This window comes from Actinotalea fermentans (assembly GCF_007991475.1).
Classification (GTDB): domain Bacteria; phylum Actinomycetota; class Actinomycetes; order Actinomycetales; family Cellulomonadaceae; genus Actinotalea; species Actinotalea fermentans.
This window is the reverse complement of sequence record NZ_BJYK01000001.1, coordinates 487,545-504,160: the sequence shown is the minus strand read 5'-3', so window position 1 is coordinate 504,160 and position 16,616 is coordinate 487,545. Positions and strand designations below refer to the sequence as shown.

At 74.1% G+C, this 16,616-nt stretch carries 18 protein-coding genes; 4 read left to right on the top strand and 14 right to left on the bottom strand.

Translation table 11 applies throughout. From position 1 onward, the window contains the following. Nucleotides 1–18 precede the first annotated feature (18 nt). The 5 genes from acnA to AFE02nite_RS02360 form a co-directional block, all read right to left on the bottom strand. Nucleotides 19–2,835: an aconitate hydratase gene (gene acnA, locus AFE02nite_RS02380; RefSeq protein WP_307726031.1), complete on the bottom strand. Its 2,817-nt coding sequence runs from the start codon at nt 2,833–2,835 to the stop codon at nt 19–21. Between the two features lie 118 nt (nt 2,836–2,953). Further along, the gene (locus tag AFE02nite_RS02375) at nt 2,954–3,526 is read right to left on the bottom strand and encodes a CDP-alcohol phosphatidyltransferase family protein (RefSeq protein ID WP_146819003.1); all 573 of its coding nucleotides are present in this window, start codon (nt 3,524–3,526) and stop codon (nt 2,954–2,956) included. A gap of 9 nt (nt 3,527–3,535) precedes the next feature. After that, nucleotides 3,536–3,937: a GNAT family N-acetyltransferase gene (locus AFE02nite_RS02370; protein ID WP_034244970.1), complete on the bottom strand. Its 402-nt coding sequence runs from the start codon at nt 3,935–3,937 to the stop codon at nt 3,536–3,538. After that, nucleotides 3,937–5,172 carry a class I SAM-dependent RNA methyltransferase gene (locus tag AFE02nite_RS02365; RefSeq protein WP_034244972.1) on the bottom strand — a complete coding sequence of 412 codons (1,236 nt, stop codon included), beginning with the start codon at nt 5,170–5,172 and terminating at the stop codon, nt 3,937–3,939. The genes AFE02nite_RS02370 and AFE02nite_RS02365 overlap by 1 nt, the downstream gene beginning before the upstream one ends. Continuing rightward, on the bottom strand, nt 5,169–7,148 hold the full coding sequence (locus AFE02nite_RS02360) for an APC family permease (protein ID WP_034244973.1): 1,980 nt from the start codon (nt 7,146–7,148) through the stop codon (nt 5,169–5,171). Before AFE02nite_RS02360 ends, AFE02nite_RS02365 begins: the two co-directional genes overlap by 4 nt. A 115-nt stretch (nt 7,149–7,263) precedes the next feature. On the opposite strand from AFE02nite_RS02360, the gene AFE02nite_RS02355 reads away from it, so the two are divergent. Next, nucleotides 7,264–7,917 (top strand): potassium channel family protein, encoded by a 654-nt coding sequence (locus tag AFE02nite_RS02355; RefSeq protein ID WP_034244987.1) that lies wholly within the window; start codon nt 7,264–7,266, stop codon nt 7,915–7,917. Next, the gene (locus AFE02nite_RS02350; RefSeq protein ID WP_034244975.1) at nt 7,917–8,591 is read left to right on the top strand and encodes a potassium channel family protein; all 675 of its coding nucleotides are present in this window, start codon (nt 7,917–7,919) and stop codon (nt 8,589–8,591) included. Before AFE02nite_RS02355 ends, AFE02nite_RS02350 begins: the two co-directional genes overlap by 1 nt. Here AFE02nite_RS02350 and AFE02nite_RS02345 read toward each other — a convergent pair. Genes AFE02nite_RS02345 through dut form a run of 4 tightly spaced genes read right to left on the bottom strand, consistent with a single transcriptional unit; the run spans nt 8,518 to nt 10,937 of the window. Beyond that, complete coding sequence (locus AFE02nite_RS02345; protein WP_261765382.1) at nt 8,518–9,279, bottom strand: DUF3159 domain-containing protein; 762 nt, start codon at nt 9,277–9,279, stop codon at nt 8,518–8,520. The genes AFE02nite_RS02350 and AFE02nite_RS02345 overlap by 74 nt on opposite strands. After that, nucleotides 9,276–9,674 carry an OB-fold nucleic acid binding domain-containing protein gene (locus AFE02nite_RS02340; protein WP_052113567.1) on the bottom strand — a complete coding sequence of 133 codons (399 nt, stop codon included), beginning with the start codon at nt 9,672–9,674 and terminating at the stop codon, nt 9,276–9,278. The genes AFE02nite_RS02345 and AFE02nite_RS02340 overlap by 4 nt, the downstream gene beginning before the upstream one ends. A 1-nt stretch (nt 9,675) precedes the next feature. Then, nucleotides 9,676–10,380 (bottom strand): DUF3710 domain-containing protein, encoded by a 705-nt coding sequence (locus AFE02nite_RS02335; RefSeq protein WP_034244976.1) that lies wholly within the window; start codon nt 10,378–10,380, stop codon nt 9,676–9,678. Nucleotides 10,381–10,424: 44 nt separating this feature from the next. Continuing rightward, complete coding sequence (dut, locus tag AFE02nite_RS02330) at nt 10,425–10,937, bottom strand: dUTP diphosphatase (protein WP_261765380.1); 513 nt, start codon at nt 10,935–10,937, stop codon at nt 10,425–10,427. 58 nt (nt 10,938–10,995) lie between these two features. Between dut and AFE02nite_RS02325 the strand changes: the two genes are divergently transcribed. After that, nucleotides 10,996–11,541, top strand: a complete 546-nt coding sequence (locus tag AFE02nite_RS02325; protein WP_146819000.1) for a DUF3093 domain-containing protein — start codon at nt 10,996–10,998, stop codon at nt 11,539–11,541. On the opposite strand, the gene AFE02nite_RS02320 is transcribed toward AFE02nite_RS02325, so the two are convergent. Both AFE02nite_RS02320 and AFE02nite_RS02315 read right to left on the bottom strand, forming a co-directional pair. Then, nucleotides 11,514–11,810: a DUF4193 domain-containing protein gene (locus tag AFE02nite_RS02320; RefSeq protein WP_034244978.1), complete on the bottom strand. Its 297-nt coding sequence runs from the start codon at nt 11,808–11,810 to the stop codon at nt 11,514–11,516. The two genes, AFE02nite_RS02325 and AFE02nite_RS02320, sit on opposite strands and share 28 nt — an antisense overlap. Nucleotides 11,811–11,991: 181 nt before the next feature. After that, nucleotides 11,992–12,870, bottom strand: a complete 879-nt coding sequence (locus tag AFE02nite_RS02315) for an inositol monophosphatase family protein (protein WP_052113571.1) — start codon at nt 12,868–12,870, stop codon at nt 11,992–11,994. A 135-nt stretch (nt 12,871–13,005) separates the two neighbouring features. Between AFE02nite_RS02315 and sepH the strand changes: the two genes are divergently transcribed. Further along, nucleotides 13,006–14,142: a septation protein SepH gene (sepH, locus tag AFE02nite_RS02310; RefSeq protein ID WP_034244979.1), complete on the top strand. Its 1,137-nt coding sequence runs from the start codon at nt 13,006–13,008 to the stop codon at nt 14,140–14,142. Between the two features lie 59 nt (nt 14,143–14,201). On the opposite strand, the gene AFE02nite_RS02305 is transcribed toward sepH, so the two are convergent. From AFE02nite_RS02305 to AFE02nite_RS02295, 3 genes are read right to left on the bottom strand one after another with little or no spacing between them, the layout of a single operon-like run. Further along, a complete protein-coding gene (locus AFE02nite_RS02305) occupies nt 14,202–14,843 on the bottom strand; it encodes a thymidine kinase (protein ID WP_034244980.1) in 642 nt (213 codons plus the stop codon). 10 nt (nt 14,844–14,853) lie between these two features. Beyond that, a complete protein-coding gene (locus AFE02nite_RS02300) occupies nt 14,854–16,047 on the bottom strand; it encodes an alkaline phosphatase family protein (RefSeq protein WP_052113568.1) in 1,194 nt (397 codons plus the stop codon). Beyond that, nucleotides 16,044–16,616 (bottom strand): DUF5998 family protein, encoded by a 573-nt coding sequence (locus AFE02nite_RS02295; protein WP_034244981.1) that lies wholly within the window; start codon nt 16,614–16,616, stop codon nt 16,044–16,046. Before AFE02nite_RS02295 ends, AFE02nite_RS02300 begins: the two co-directional genes overlap by 4 nt.

Below are 16,616 nucleotides of genomic sequence, written 5' to 3'. Positions count from 1 at the left end.
CGACCCGAGCAGGGACGCTCAGACGAGCGAGCGCAGCACGTACTGCAGGATGCCGCCGTTGCGGTAGTAGTCGGCCTCGCCGGGGGTGTCGATCCGCACCACGGCGTCGAACTCGACGCCGCCGCCGGGCTTCTCGGCGGTCACGCGCACCGTCCGCGGCGTCGTGCCCTCGTTGAGGGCGGCGACCCCGGCGATGGTGAACGTCTCGGTGCCGTCCAGGCCGAGCGAGTCGGCGGACTCCCCCGCCGGGAACTGCAGGGGCAGCACGCCCATCCCGATGAGGTTGGACCGGTGGATGCGCTCGAAGCTCTCCACGATGACCGCCCGGACGCCGAGCAGCGCCGTGCCCTTGGCCGCCCAGTCGCGCGAGGAGCCCGAGCCGTACTCCTTGCCGCCGAGGACGACGAGCGGCACGCCCGCCTCCTGGTAGGCCATCGCAGCGTCGTAGATCGACGTCTGCTCGCCGGTGAGGAGGTTGACCGTGTAGCCGCCCTCCACACCGGGGACGAGCTGGTTGCGCAGGCGGATGTTCGCGAACGTGCCGCGGATCATCACCTCGTGGTTGCCGCGGCGCGAGCCGTAGGAGTTGAAGTCGCGCCGCTCGACCCCGTGCTCGGCGAGGTAACGGCCCGCGGGGCTGTCGGCCTTGATCGAGCCCGCCGGGCTGATGTGGTCGGTCGTGACCGAGTCGCCGAGCTTGGCGAGCACGCGGGCGCCGGCGATGTCCGTGACAGGCTGCGGCTCGCGCCCCATGCCCTCGAAGTACGGGGGCTTGCGCACGTAGGTGGAGTCGGCGTCCCACACGAAGGTGTCGCCCTGCGGCGTCGGGAGCGAGCGCCACCTGTCGTCGCCGGCGAAGACGTCCGCGTAGTCCTTGGCGAACATCTCCCGGTCGATGGCCCCGTCGATGGTCGCCTGGACCTCCGCGGCCGTCGGCCAGATGTCGCGCAGGTACACCGGCGTGCCGGCCTCGTCGGTGCCGAGCGGCTCGGTCTCGAAGTCGGTGTCCATCGTGCCCGCGAGCGCGTACGCGACCACGAGCGGCGGCGAGGCAAGGTAGTTCATCTTCACGTCGGGGTTGATCCGGCCCTCGAAGTTCCGGTTGCCCGACAGGACGGAGACGACCGCGAGGTCGTGGTCGTTCACGACCGCGGAGACCTCCTCGGGCAGCGGGCCCGAGTTGCCGATGCACGTGGCGCAGCCGTAGCCGACGAGGTGGAAGCCGAGCTTCTCCAGGTACGGCCAGAGCCCGGCCTTCTCGTAGTAGTCGGTGACGACCTTGGAGCCGGGCGCCATCGACGTCTTCACCCACGGCTTGGCGACCAGCCCGCGCGCGACGGCGTTCTTGGCCAGCAGCGCCGCGGCGAGCATGACCTCGGGGTTGGAGGTGTTGGTGCACGACGTGATGGACGCGATGACCACGTGCCCGTGGTCGAGCTCGGTCGCGGTGCCGTCCGCGAGCGTGACCGGCACGCGGCGGTGCGGGCGCCGCGCGGCATCGCCGTGTCCGGCGTCGTGCGGGGCGTCCGAGGCGTCGGCGTGCTCGCCGGCGGCGATCGGGTCGGACGCCGGGAACGTCTCGGCGACGGACTCGTCGAGGCCGGACTCCGCCTCGGGCGCGCCGTCGTCCACGTAGTTCCCGATGACGGACGCGAACGCCTCCTTGGCCTGCGTGAGCGCGATGCGGTCCTGGGGCCGCTTCGGGCCGGCGATCGACGGGACGACGGTCGAGAGGTCGAGCTCGAGGTACTCGGAGTAGACCGGCTCGGCGTACTCGGGCGACGACGGGTCGTGCCAGAGGCCCTGCTCCTTGGCGTACGCCTCGACGAGCGCCACGGACGCCTCGTCCCGGCCGGTGAGCCGCAGGTAGTCCAGTGTCACGTCGTCGACCGGGAAGATCGCGCAGGTGGAGCCGAACTCCGGGCTCATGTTGCCGATCGTGGCCCGGTTGGCCAGCGGCACCTGCCCGACGCCCTCGCCGTAGAACTCGACGAACTTGCCCACCACGCCGTGCCGGCGCAGCTGCTCGGTGATGGTGAGCACGACGTCGGTCGCGGTCACCCCGGAGGGGATGGTCCCGGAGAGCTTGAAACCGACGACGCGCGGGATGAGCATCGAGACGGGCTGGCCGAGCATCGCGGCCTCGGCCTCGATGCCGCCGACGCCCCAGCCGAGCACGCCCAGGCCGTTGACCATCGTGGTGTGGGAGTCGGTGCCCACGCAGGTGTCCGGGTAGGCACGGGTCACCGTGCCGTCCGCGGTGTCCACCGTGCGGGTCATCACCCCGCGGGCGAGGTACTCCAGGTTGACCTGGTGCACGATGCCCGTGCCCGGCGGGACCACCCGGAAGTCGTCGAACGCCGTTTGGCCCCAGCGCAGGAACTGGTACCGCTCGCGGTTGCGCTCGTACTCGAGCTCGACGTTGCGCTCGAACGCGTCGCGGCGCCCGGCGACGTCGATCTGCACCGAGTGGTCGATGACCAGCTCGGCGGGCGCGAGCGGGTTGATCCGCGCGGGGTCGCCGCCGAGCTCGGCGACGGCCTCGCGCATCGTGGCGAGGTCGACGACGCACGGCACTCCGGTGAAGTCCTGCATGATCACGCGGGCTGGCGTGAACTGGATCTCGGTGCTCGGCTCGGCCGCCGGGTCCCACCGCGCGAAGGCGCGCACGTGGTCGGCGGTGACGTTCGCGCCGTCCTCCGTGCGCAGCAGGTTCTCGGCGAGCACCTTCAGGCTGTACGGGAGCCGCTCGAGACCCGCCACGGCGGAGAGCCGGAAGATCTCGTAGCTCGCGCCACCTACCTCGAGCACACCCTTGGCCCCGAACGTGTCCACCGTCGACTCCTTCTCTGCTCGGCTCCGCTGCCGCGTCCTCGCGGCGCCCGTCCGATTTATCTTGACGTCAAGATACATGGTACCCCGAAGCCCCGCTGTCGCGCGCTCGGCGGGCGCGTCACGGGCGCGCGAGCCGAGAGGCTACCCATCCGAGGACACCGGGCGCGTCCACGTCCGGCATCTGCGCCGCGGTCACCACTCGCCACAGCTCCTCGGCGGCGGCCCCGGCTGCCACGAGCGAGGCCGCGGCGAGCGGCCCCCGCCGCCCCCACGCCGTCAGGCACGCCAGCCCGACGCCCGCACCCACCCCCGCTGCCTTGTTCGACCACGTGTGCAGGAGCACCGGGCGCCCCCAGCGGACCACGCCTGTCGCGGCGGCGCAGCCACGCACGGCCGCGACCGCGACGACGGCGGGCGTCAGGGACCGTGCCCGCTCGGGCTGCGCACGCAGGCATGCGGCGACGAGACCGCCGAAGAACGCCACGTCGGCCACGGAGTCCACGACGGCGCCACGCGGGCCCGCCGTGCCCGCCCGGCGGGCGACGGGGCCGTCGAGGGCATCGGTGACGCCACCCAGTGCGGCAAGTGCGAGGAAGGCGCGGGGCCGCAGGGCCACCAGGGGAAGCACGGGCGCGGCCACGAGCCGGAGGCCGGACAGCAGGTCCGCCGTCGCCACCCGCCGCGCGGACAACGCGGCCGCCTACGCGCCCGGCGTCACGACGAAGATCGAGCCCGCGCGGGCGTACCCGAGCTTCTCGTAGTACGGGTCGACGTCGCTCATCACGTAGACGGTCTGCCCGGGGGCGTCCGCGCACACGCGCTCCATGAGCGCCCGGCCCAGGTGCCTGCCCCGGTGCGGTCCGCGTACCAGCAGGTCGTGCACGTAGACGCCGAAGCCGTCGTCGTCCCGGCACCGCGCGTAGCCGCAGAGCTCGCCGTCCACGAGCAGCAGGTAGGCGATGCTGGAGCGCATCGCCCTGGCATAGGCCGGGCGGCCCGCCGGCCCGACGTACTCCCGCCAGTCGTCGCCCTCGCCCTCGAGCATCGCGAAGAACGCCTGCTCGTCCGCCGGCCCGTACCGCCGGATCACGACGTCGACCATCACGCCTCCCGCGTGAACACCGCCACGCACTCGACGTGGTGCGTCATCGGGAAGATGTCGAAGGCGCGCAGCCCCGTCAACGCATATCCACGTCCACGCAGGTAGGCGACGTCGCGGGCGAGCGCCGCCGGGTCGCACGCGACGTAGACCACCCGATCCGCGCCGAGCGCCGCGACGCGGTCGACCACCGCGCGGCCGGCCCCCACGCGCGGCGGGTCGAGCACGACGACGTCTGCCCGGGCGACGGCCCCGTCGCGCAGGACGTCGGCCACCGGACCCAGGTGCAGGTCCACCCACGGCGCGTCGTGAGCGTTGCGACGCGCGTCCTTGACCGCCCGCACGTCGCCCTCGACGGCGACCACGCGACCCTGCTCCCCCACCAGCCCGGCCAGCGGCACGGTGAACAGGCCCGCACCCGCGTACAGGTCCACGACCGTGGCCCCCGGCACCGCACCGACCGCGTCCACCACGGCCTGGGCGAGCACGGTCGGAGCCGCCCGGTGCACCTGCCAGAAGCCGTCGGCGGCGACGCGCCAGGTGTGCGTGCTCCCGGCAACGTCGGCGACCTCGCGCACCGACGTGCGCGCGTTCGGCCGCCGGTCGGGTCCGCTGCCCGCCCACGGCACGCCGTCGACCAGCACGAGCGGCCGGTCACCGCCCACGGGCGCCACGGCCGTGAGCCGGGCACTGGCAGGCCACCGGCGGTCGAAGAGCCCCAGCTCACGCAGTGCCGGCACGGCGAGCGGCATGTCCGTCAGCGGCAGGACGTCGGCGGACCGGTACCGGTGCATCCCGGCCCGCCCCCGCGCGTCGACCGTCAGCTCGATGCGGGTCCGCCAGCCGAGACCGTCCGTCTCCCCCGGCACCGCCTCCACGACGACGTCCCGCTCGTCCCGGGCCAGGCGCCGCAGCTGCTCGGCGACCACTGCGGCCTTCCACGCGCGCTGCGCCGGCAGCGCCACGTGCCCGAGCTCTCCGCCGCCCACGCCGCCCGGGCCCGCCTCCGGCCACGGCGACGCGACACGGTCGGGGCTCGCGTCGAGCACCCGGACGGCGTCGGCGCGCCAGAACCGGGCGCTCTCGCCCCGCTCCGTGAGCCGTGCCTCGACCCGCTCGCCCGGCAGGGCGTGGCGGACGAACACGACGCGGCCCTCGTGCCGCGCGACGCAGTGCCCGCCGTGCGCGACGGCCCCGACCTCGAGGACGACGACGTCGGCGTCGCCGGCCTGGGTCACTGGGCGACCCCGTCACCAGCGGCGACCGCGGACGACTCCAGCTGCCAGGGCACGCTCGCCACCACGACACCCGGCGTGAACAGCAGGCGGCTCTTCAGGCGCAGGGCGCTCTGGTTGTGCAGGAGCTGCTCCCACCAGTGGCCGACCACGTACTCCGGCACGTACACGACCACGAGGTCGCGCGGGCTCTCGCGCCGGATGGACTTCACGTACCCCACCACGGGCCGGGTGATCTCGCGGAACGGCGAGTCGAGGACCCGCAGCGGGACGGGGATCTCGAGCGCCTCCCACTGCTCCCGCAGCGCGTCGGTCGCCTCGTCGTCGACGTTCACCGTCACGCCCTCGAGCACGCTGGGCCGGGTGGCGCGCGCGTACGCGATCGCCCGCATCGCGGGCTTGTGCAGGCGGGCGAGCAGCACGATCGCGTGCACCCGGCTCGGCAGCGCCCGGGCGGTCGACGGGTCGTCGTCGAGGGCGAGCTCGGCGGCCACGTGGTCGTAGTGGCGTCGCACCGCCCACATCGTCGCGTAGACGACGGCCATCGCCAGGAGCGCGATCCAGGCGCCGCGCGTGAACTTCGAGATCAGGACCACGATGAGCACGGTCCCGGTGAGGACGAAGCCGGTCATGTTGATCGCCCGCGACCGGAGCATCCTCCGCCGCGAGACCTCGTCCGGCACGGTGCGCAGCTCGCGGTTCCAGTGCCGGACCATGCTGAGCTGGCTCATCGTGAAGGAGACGAACACGCCGACGATGTACAGCTGGATGAGCCTGGTCACCTGGGCGTCGAAGGCCCAGATCAGGACGGCGGCCCCGACCGCCAGCGTGACGATGCCGTTGGAGAACGCCAGCCGGTCGCCGCGCGTGTGCAGCTGCTTGGGCAGGTAGCCGTCCTTGGCGAGGATCGACCCGAGGACCGGGAAGCCGTTGAACGCCGTGTTGGCCGCGAGCACGAGGATGAGGCCGGCCGCGATCGTGACCAGGTAGAAGGCCGGCGGCACACCGCGGAAGACCGCGTCGGCGAGCTGGCTGAGCACCGGGTGCTGCACGTACTCCTCGCCGACCGGGACGCCGTCGCGCACGAGCTGCTCCGCCGGGAACTCCACCAGCTTGGCGCCGGTCGCACGAGCCAGCAGCAGGATGGACATCAGGAACGTCACCGAGAGCATGCCGAGCATGAGCAGCGTCGTCGCGGCGTTCTTGCTCTTGGGCTTGCGGAAGTTCGGCACGCCGTTGCTGATGGCCTCGACGCCCGTCAGGGCGGCCGAGCCCGAGGCGAACGCGCGCAGCACGAGGAGCGCACCGCCGAGCCCGACGAGTCCCTGCTCGTAGCCGGTCTCCGCAAGGACGTCGAGGTCCGCGCTCTCGGCTGCCGGGAGGTCACCCATCAGGTAGCGGACGGCGCCCGTGACCGCCATCGCCGCGACGGCGAACATGAAGATGTAGGTCGGGATCGCGAACAGGGTCCCCGACTCCTTGATGCCCCGCAGGTTCAGCAGCATGAGGACCAGCACGAGCAGGAGCGCGAACGAGACCTCGTGGCCGCGGAGGACCGGGATGGCCGACGCCGCGTACTGAGCTCCCGAGGAGATCGACACGGCGACGGTGAGCGCGTAGTCGACGAGCAGCGCGCTGCCGACCGCGAGGCCCGGCTTGGCCCCGAGGTTGGTCGTGACCACCTCGTAGTCGCCGCCGCCGGACGGGTAGGCGTGCACGTTCTGCCGGTAGGACGCGACCACGACGATGAGCACCACGACCACGGCGAGGCCGACCCACGGCGAGAGCAGCGAGGCTCCGACGCCCGCGATCGACAAGGTCAGGATGATCTCGTCCGGCGCGTACGCGACCGAGGAGAGCGCGTCCGACGCGAAGACCGGCAGGGCGATCCGCTTCGGCAGGAGGGTGTGGCTCAGACGGTCGCTCCGGAACGGGCGACCGAGGAGCAGGCGCTTGGCGGCGCCGGCGATGTCGGACACGGGAGCCCATGCTAGGCCTGCCCGGGGCAGGCGGCGCCCGCATCGGCGCGTGCCCGTCGCGGGCCGCAGTCCCGGGGCCCGCGGTGTAGCGTCAGCGGACGTGCACTTCGTCATCATGGGCTGCGGCCGCGTGGGCGCCACGCTCGCCCAGTCACTCGAGGGCAACGGCCACTCCGTCGCCGTGATCGACATGAACCCCGAGGCCTTCCGCCGGCTCGACGCGAGCTTCAGCGGCAAGAAGGTCACCGGCCTCGGGTTCGACCGCGGGACGCTGCAGCAGGCGGGCATCGAGGACGCCTACGCGTTCGCGGCCGTCTCGGACGGCGACAACTCGAACATCATCTCCGCGCGCGTGGTCCGCGAGACCTACGGCGTCAGCAACGTCGTCGCCCGGATCTACGACCCGCACCGCGCGGAGATCTACCAGCGGCTGGGCATCCCGACAGTCGCCACGGTGCGCTGGACGGCCGACCAGGTGCTGCGCCGGATGCTGCCGATGGGCGCGACCGACGAGTACCGCGACGCCTCCGGCCGGATCGTGATGGCGCAGGTCGACGTGCACCCGGGCTGGCTCGGCCGCCCCGCCGTCGACCTCGAGGCGGCCACGGGCGCCCGCCTGGCCTTCCTCACCCGGTTCGGTGACGGGATGCTCCCACCGCCCGGTGCCGTGCTCCAGGAGCACGACCTCGTCCACATGCTCCTCCCCGCCGAGGACCTGCCCAGGGTCGAGCGCCTGCTCACCCGCCCGCCCGCCCCGGAGGTCGACTGATGCGCGTGGTGATCGCCGGAGCAGGCTCCGTCGGGCGCTCCATCGCGAACGAGCTGCTGCTGTCCGGGCACGAGGTCATGCTCGTCGACCGCTCGCCGAGCGCGATGCGCGTGGCGTCGGTCGCCGAGGCGGAGTGGCTGCTCGCGGACGCGTGCGAGCTGTCGAGCCTGGAGGAGGCGCGCGTCGACGAGTGCGACGTCGTCGTCGCGGCGACCGGTGACGACAAGGTCAACCTCGTGGTGTCGTTCCTGGCCAAGACGGAGTTCGGCGTCCCGCGCACCGTCGCCCGCGTGAACAACCCCAAGAACGAGTGGATGTTCGACGAGGCGTGGGGCGTGGACGTGGCCGTCTCGACGCCCCGCATCATGACGGCGATGGTCGAGGAGGCCGTGGCCATCGGCGACCTCGTCAAGATCTTCACGTTCCACCAGTCCGGCGCCGAGATCCTCGAGGTGACCCTGCCGTCCGACTCGCCGATGGCGGGGACCCGGGTCGGTCAGGTCGTCTGGCCGCGCGACACGGTCCTCGCCGCCATCGTGCGCGGCGCGCAGCCCATCGCCCCGTCCGTCGACGACACGCTCGAGGCGGGCGACGAGCTGCTCATCGTGGCTGGGTCGGAGGCGGATCTGGGAGGTCTGCACGAGCTGCTCGCGACCCCACGAGCAACCACGTGACCCACAGGCCGACCGCGAAGAGCGGGAGGCCCATCGCCAGCTTGGCGGTGCCCAGCGCAGCGACCGCGCTCTCCCCCGCGAGGTAGAGCGGCACCTGGACGGCCAGTCGCAGCGCGAACACGGCCGCCATCACCCACGTCGCCCACACGAAGCGACGGCGCTCGTGCGAGCGCTCCGGGTCCGTGCGCCAGGCGGAGTCCTCGCCGCGCAGCAGCGCGACCACGACGCCCACGGCCGGCCAGCGCGCGGCGATCGAGACGACCATCGCCACGAGGTAGCCGACGTTCGCGAGCAGGCCGCCGGCGAAGAAGTCCTGCGCACGACCGCTCCACCACGCCCAGGCGACGCCGACGGCGATCCCGAGCACGCCGGAGAACGCCTGCGTCACCGGCGTGCGCTGGACGAGCCGCACGACGACAGCGGCGAGGGCCACGACCACCGACGCGACGAGCGCGGGCGTCAGCTCGCGCGTCGCGACGAACACGACCACGAACAGCAGGCCGGGCAGCGTCGACTCCACGAGACCGCGCACGCCGCCGATCGCGTCGGCGAAGCTGAAGTCCTCCCCGGTCACGGCGCGCAGCCCGCGCAGGGGCTCGGCACCTGCCGCGCCGGGCCCTGCCGCGTCGGGACCTGCCGCGTCCGCGCGGGCGGCGGGCGCCGCCTCGTCCCCGCCCGCCTGGGTCACGCGTGCACCTCGTGCCGCGGCGCCAGCTCGTACCGCGGGTTGTACATCGTCAGTCGGCCGTCGCGCTGGCACACGAAGCCCGACAACCGGACCCGGCGGCCGGGCTCGACGCCGGCGATGCGTCGCTGGCCGAGCCAGACCACCTGGATGGAGCCCGTGCCGTCGTAGAGCTCGGCCTCGAGCGCAGGCACACGCTGGCGTGGCCGCATCGTGACGCTCCGCAGCACCCCGAACACCTCGGACCGGGTGCGGGAACGCAGGCGCGCCACCGACGAGCACCCCTGGAGCTCGGCGTGCGCCCGCTCCTCCGAGGCCTCGAGCTCCGCCCGGGACGCGAGCATCGCCCGCAGTCCGGTCTTCACCCGGCCGCCCGTGGTGCTGGGCCCGTGGCCCATGTCAGTGCACCTCCGTGATCTCGGGGCCCCGCTTGAGCGGGTCGAACGTGGCCGGCGCGGCGCCGGGCTGGTCGGGGCCCGCCGGGCGGACCTGCCCGGGCAGCGTCAGCGCGAGGAGGTCCCGCGGGGCGCGCGGCCGGTCGCCGCGCACGACGACGACGTCGGCGAAGACGGCCTCGAGCTCGCGGGCCTTCTCCGGGTCGACGGCCGCCCGGCCCGAGATGACGCCGCGGAGGAACCAGCGGGGCCCGTCGACGCCGATGAACCTGGCGGGCCGGTGGCCCGTCCGGCCCTCGGCGGTGCGCACCGGCAGGCGTGCGAGGAGCTCGCGACCGAACGGACCCGGCAGGTCGTCGACCGTCCCGCCCTGGCGGGTGACGGACTCGGCGATCTCGCTGCGGATCTCGTCCCAGATCCCGGCCGACCGGGGCGCGGCGAACACCTGCAGCTGGATCGTCGACCCGTGCAGGGCCATCGTGGCCGCCGTGACGACGCGGGAGGCGTTGTCGACCTCCATCCGCAGCTCCATGCCCTCGCGGCGCGGCACCCACAGGGCGCCGAGGTCGAGCCGGTCGCCCGGCTCAGGAACCTCGTCGACGTCCCACGGACCGCGCTCACGGCCGGCGACGACGCCGTCGCCCGGCCCGTCGAGCTCGTCCACCTCGGGTGCGTCCACGTCGCGCGAACGCCGACCGAACAGGCCCACTGTCTACCTCCTTCGCGGGCCTGTCCCAGGCCCGACGCATCAGCCTATGCGTCCACGGCGGGAGGAGCGGCATCCTCACCCCGCCAGCCGCCGCTGGAGCCGAACCCGCCCTCGCCCCGGTGCGAACCCGGAAGCCGCTCGGCACGGACGAACCGGGCCCGTTCCACCCGCTGGACGACGAGCTGCGCGATCCGGTCCCCGCGTCGCAGCTCGACGGGACGCTCCGCATCAGTGTTCAGGAGCGTCACCTGGATCTCGCCGCGGTACCCCGCGTCGACCGTCCCCGGCGCGTTGACGACCGTCAGGCCGTGCCGCGCGGCCAGCCCGGAGCGCGGGTGCACGAACGCCGCGTACCCGTCCGGGAGCGCGATGCGCACACCCGTCGGCACCGTGGCCCGACCCAGCGGCGGGAGGACGACGTCGACCGCCGTGACCAGGTCGGCGCCGGCGTCGCCGGGGTGCGCGTAGGTCGGCTCCGGGAGCCCGTCGTCGGTCATCACGAGCAGGACCTCGACGGCCTCCTCGTCACCGCCTGGCAGGTGGTTCGCGGGGCTCACGACGCGTACTCTAGCGGCGGGCGCGGCCCGAGCCCCGGGACGCTGCCATGCTGGGCCCATGCCCGACGCCCCCACCACGCCACCGTCCGGTTCCTCAGCCGCCGCAGCGGTGCCGGCCGCCCCCGCCGCGTCGGCCACCGGTGCCCCCGACTACGTCGAGCGGCTGTGGCCCGGGCCGCTCGGCTGGGCGCTCGTCGCCGGCAGCGCGGTGGCCGCCGGCATCATCGGGGTGCCGGTGCACCCCGTCGCGGCGCTCGTCGCCGCCGCGGTCACGCTCGCCGTCGCGGTGCTCGTCGCCGTCCGGACCGCACCCGTCGTCCGGGTGCAGGCCGGGGTGCTCCAGGCAGGCGCGGCCCGGATCCCGGTGAGCGTGCTCGGCGATCCCGTGGCGCTGGACCGCGAGGGCGTCCGCCGGGCGCTCGGCCCCGGCTCGGACGCACGGGCGTTCGTCTGTCTTCGCGCGTGGCTGCCGGGCGGCGTCACGGTGCCCGTGCAGGACCCGGCGGACCCGACGCCGTCGTGGCTCGTGTCGACCCGCCGCCCGGCAACCCTCGCGTCAGCGATCGCGGCTGCCCGTCAGGCACACTCCGAGCAGACCAGCTGACCGTCCTTCTCGTAGGCCAGCTGGCTGCGGTGGTGCACCAGGAAGCACTTGCTGCACGTGAACTCGTCGGCCTGGCGGGGCAGGACGCGAACCGAGAGCTCCTCGCCGGAGAGGTCGGCGCCGGGGAGCTCGAAGCCCTCGGCCGCCTCGATCTCGTCCTCGTCGACGACGCCCGAGTTCTTGTCCGTGCGGCGCGCCTGCAGCTCCTGGAGCGAGTCCTCGCTGAGGTCCTCGTCGGTCTTGCGCGGGGCGTCGTAGTCGGTGGCCATGGGTGGGCTTCACACTCCGTTAGTCATCGGGCCCGCGCGGGATCCACGCGGAGTCGGTACGTAGTCAATGCACGAGGCACAGTGCTTGTTCCCGCGTGGCGGGGGTGATTGTGCACCATCGGGCGGGAGGTTGCACGCCGCTCCGAAACCAAGGTCGAACACGTCTCGCGGACGGCACGTGTCACCCGATCGGGTGGTCCTCGTCCGCGCCCAGCTCCTCCAGCAGCGCCACCAGCTCGCGGACCGACGGCTCGGGCCCGGCGACGGTCATCGCCTCCGACGCCGCCCGCCCGCGCAGGCCCTGCACGCTCGCGCCGGCCTCGCGCGCCACCAGCGACGCGGCGGCGAGGTCCCACGGCTGCAGGCCGCGCTCGTAGTACAGGTCCAGGTTGCCGGCGGCGACGTGGCACAGGTCGATCGCCGCGGACCCCATCCGGCGGATGTCCCGCACCCGCGGCAGCAGGTCGGCGACCACGCGCCCCTGCGCGCGCCGACGCTCCACGAGGTACCCGAACCCGGTGCCGAGCAGGCTCGCCGACAGCGGCACGGCGTCGTTCACCTGCAGGCGCCTGCCGTCCTCGTACGCGCCGCCGCCCAGGGTGGCCGTCCAGGTCCGTCCGTCCGCGACGTGGTGCACGCACGCGGCGACGACCGTCCACGCCTCGGGCGTCGGCTCGCCGACCACGGCGGCCACGCTCACGGCGTACGCGGGCAGCCCGTACAGGTAGTTGACCGTGCCGTCGATCGGGTCGATCACCCAGGTCACGCCGCTGCTGCCGGCCAGGAGCCCCTCCTCCTCGCCGAGGATGCCGTCGTCGGGACGACGCTCGAGGATCAGCCGACGCAGGAGCGCCTCGGAGGCCAGGTCCATCGCGGTCACGACGTCGACGGCGCTCGACTTGGTCGCCGCGACCGCGACCTGCCGCGGGCGGCCGTCACGGACGAGTGCGCCCGCGGCACGCGCAGCCTCGGACGCGAGCGCACCGAGCTCGGCGAGGAGCTCGGCGTCCACGTCGACGCCCGGCCCGGCGGCTCCCCCGCGCTCGTCGTGCTCTCGCATCTGGTCCTGGCTCTGGTCCTGGCTCTGGTCCTGGGGCTGGGTCACCGGACCATCCTGCCGGACCCGGAGCGGCACACCGGCCCGCCTCCCGGCCGCACGCCCGCATCGATGGCACCCTCGTACGTGGGAGGTGCCATGAGCGAGCTCACCCTCGTGGGGCTGGACGACGACGGCGAGCACGTGGTGCTCGAGGGGCCGGACGGCCAGCGGTTCCGTGTGCGCAACGACGAGGCGCTGCGCGCTGCCGTCCGTCGCGACCGGCCGCACCTGGAGCAGGCGCGCGTGGAGGCCGCAGGTGCGCTGCCGCCGCGGGAGATCCAGGCGCGCGTGCGGGCCGGCGAGACGGCCGAGGAGATCGCCGAGGCCTCCGGCATGCCCGTCGAGCTCGTCCGTCGCTACGACGGTCCCGTCCTGGCCGAGCGCTCGTGGGTCGCGGACCAGGCCCGCGCCACGCGGATCGGCCACGAGCCGAGCGCCCCGGTCCTCGGGGACCTCGTCACCGACCGGCTCGCGACGCGCGAGGTGCGGCAGACGTCCTGGGACGCCTTCCGCGTCGGCACCGGCCCGTGGACCGTCGAGGTGCGCTTCGAGGTCGGCGGCGCCGACCGATCCGCCCGCTGGAGCTACGACGCCGCGAACCGCCGCGTCCGCGCGCTCGACGACGAGGCGCGGTGGCTCTCGGAGACCGAGCTCCCGGACGCGCCCGTGCGCCGGCACCTCGCCCCGGTGCGTGACCGCGTCTTCGACGTCGAGGTCGCCGACGCTCTCCGGCCGCTCCTGGCCTCCGTCGACCTGCCCGTGGCGGCGGAGCCCGAGCCCGACGACGAGCCGACCCACGCCCTGCTGGACGACCTGGCCGGCCGCCGCGGCGTGCGCCAGGAGCTGGCCGAGGACGACGAGGACGAGGAGGAGTTCCCGGGGTTCGGTCCGCAGCACGCCTTCGACTTCGAGAACCCGGAGCTCACCGTCCCGGCGGCGCACCCACCGGCCTCCCATCCGGAGGAGGCCACCGATGCCCGCGTGCTGCGCATGCCGTCCAAGGCCGGCTCCCCCGCGGCCGAGCGCGCCTCTCACCCGTCGAGCCCGTCGCACCCGTCGGGCGCCGACGGGACGGACCACGCTGCCGAGCCGGCGGCGCACGCCGCCCCGGACGCCGGCGGCGACGCTGCGCGGGCCGAGATCCCCCACGACGGGCCCCGGTCCCGCGGCAAGCGTGGGCGGGCGAGCGTCCCGAGCTGGGACGAGATCGTGTTCGGCGCGCGGCACGAGTAGGCCGCACCCTCTGCACGCTGCACCCCTGCACCGACGGCGCCGCTGACGGCGCCTCGGGGTCAGACGAACGGCAGCGTGTCCGGGCGCTCGGACGTCGCGCGCGCGACGTGGCGGGTCATCCGGCGCATGTGGTGCCGTCGGCACAGCACCTCGTACCCGATGACCGCGCGGTCGCCGGTGTCGCCCACGAGCACCTGCTCGCCCTCGACCACCATCTCCCCGTCGACGGTGCGTGCGTTGTGGGTGGCGCGGGCGCCGCACCAGCACAAGGTCTGGACCTGCAGCACGTCGACCCGGTCGGCCAGCTCGATGAGACGCGCGGACCCTGGGAACAACCGCGTGCGGAAGTCCGCGGTGATGCCGAAGGCGTACACGTCCACGCCCATCTCGTCGACGAGCTGAGCGAGCTGCTCGACCTGACCCGGCGTGTAGAACTGCGCCTCGTCGCAGACGAGGTAGTCGATCCGCTCGCCGCGGGTACGCCGCTGGACGACGTCGTCCCAGAAGTCCGTCGCGTCCGTCACCTCGATGGCCGGGTGGCGCAGCCCCAGTCGCGACGAGACGACGCTCTCACCGGCGCGGTCGTTGCGCGTGAAGAGCAGACCACCACGGCCGGCGACCGCATGGTTGTGGTCCATCTGGAGCGCGAGCGTGGACTTGCCGGAGTCCATCGTCCCGCTGAAGAACACGAGCTCGGCCATCGGTCCCTTCCTACGCCACCACGACCAGGGGCACCAGCATCTCGCCCGGCGTGAGCGAGCCGTGCATGCCGCGCAGGCGCAGCGAGGCCGCCGTCTGCGTCCGGGAGTCCCCGATGCCCCCCACCCCGAGCGCAGCCACCACGAGGTCGCCGAGGATCGGCTCGACGTGCGATGCGACGCCCCCGAACCAGCCCGCGGCGATCGCCTCCGCGCGCGTCGCCACCAGCGCCCGCCCGCCCAGCTCCTCCCGCCAGCGCGCGGCCGCCGCCCCGACGGCGTCGGGCGAGGGATCGCGCAGGTAGACGTGCGCGGCGCGCGGCTCGCCCGCCACGAGCTCGACGCCCTCCGCGAGCGCGGGGTGCTGCGCGACGTCCAGCACGGCCGCCGGGTCCACGTCGACCTGCCCGTGGTCGGCTGTCACGAGCAGCGTCGTCCCGGCGGGCATCCGGCGCGCCAGCGCAGCCAGTCCCCGGTCGAGCTCGCTCAGGGCGTCACCCCACTCCGGCGACCGCCACCCGGCGTGGTGCCCGACCTTGTCGACGTCACCCCAGTAGAGGTACACGAGGCCGGGGCGCCGCAGCGCCGCCAGCGCGGCGTCGACGCGATCGTCGAGTGACTCCGCCGGGACGTACGTGGCGCCCGCGAGACTGGCCACGGTGAGCCCGGAGCCGGCGAACCGGGCCGGCCCGACGGACGTCACCGACACCCCGGCCCCGGCGGCCACGGAGAAGAGGCTGGGCTCGCGCTGCCAGGCTGGCGCCCGGTCGAGCCCGTCCCAGGAGACGAGGTTCGCCAGGCCACCCGTCCGCGGGTTGCGCACCGTGTAGCCCGCCAGGCCCGTCCGCCCCGCCGCGCGCCCGGTCCCGAAGAGCCCGATCGAGGCGGCCGTCGTCGACGGGAACCCGACCGTGAGCACCCGTGCGTCACCGAGGCGGCCGCGCAGGAAGGGCGCGTGCCCGGCTCGTTCGGCCAGCAGCGCATGTCCCATCCCGTCGACGAGGACGACGCAGACCCGCTCGCCCCGCGGCACCCCGAGGAGCCAGCGTGCCTGCTCGGCGTCGCGGCCGTCGTCGGGCTCGAAGGTGACCCCGAGGGCGCCCAGGGCGGCCGGCAGGACGCCGTCGAGGCAGTCGCCGCCGTACTGGGGCGCACGCAGCCCAGCGGCGGCGAGGGCGGTGGGCGTGAAGCCGTCCGGGACCGTCACCGCGCCGTCGCCGCGGACAACGCACGGGCGAACACGACGGCTCCCCTGACCGCGTCCCGGCCCTCGGCCTGCGCGGAGACCCGCACGACGACGTCGTCCGGCGAGATGGCCCCGGTGAGGCCGTGGTCGGCGTCGCACTGCGGGTCGCCGCACGTGGCCGGCTCGAGGTCGACGCGCTGTACGCCTCCCCAGCCGACGGCCAGCGTCAGCTCGGTGGGGACGGCACCCGTGCGGTGCCGCTCCGGCGCCCCCACGACATGGGTCAGCGCGACGGTGTGCACGGCGCGCAGCGGCACGGCCTCCGTCGTCGCCGACGCGCTGGCCACCGGGTTGTCGTGGTCCGCGGGGTGGTCGTCCACGTGGGCCATGATCAGCCGCGTCGGGGTCAGCACGAGCGCCGTGACGTGCCGGCGCACCTCGGTGTCGAACGTCGTCTCCGGGTGCACCAGGTGGGCGACGACCTCCTCCCCACCGATCGCCACGTCGAGGACGTCGCTGACGAGCTCGGGGTAGTACCCCGCGTGGTCGAGGGCTTGGCGGAGGGAGATGGTGCGCGGCACGGCGACCAT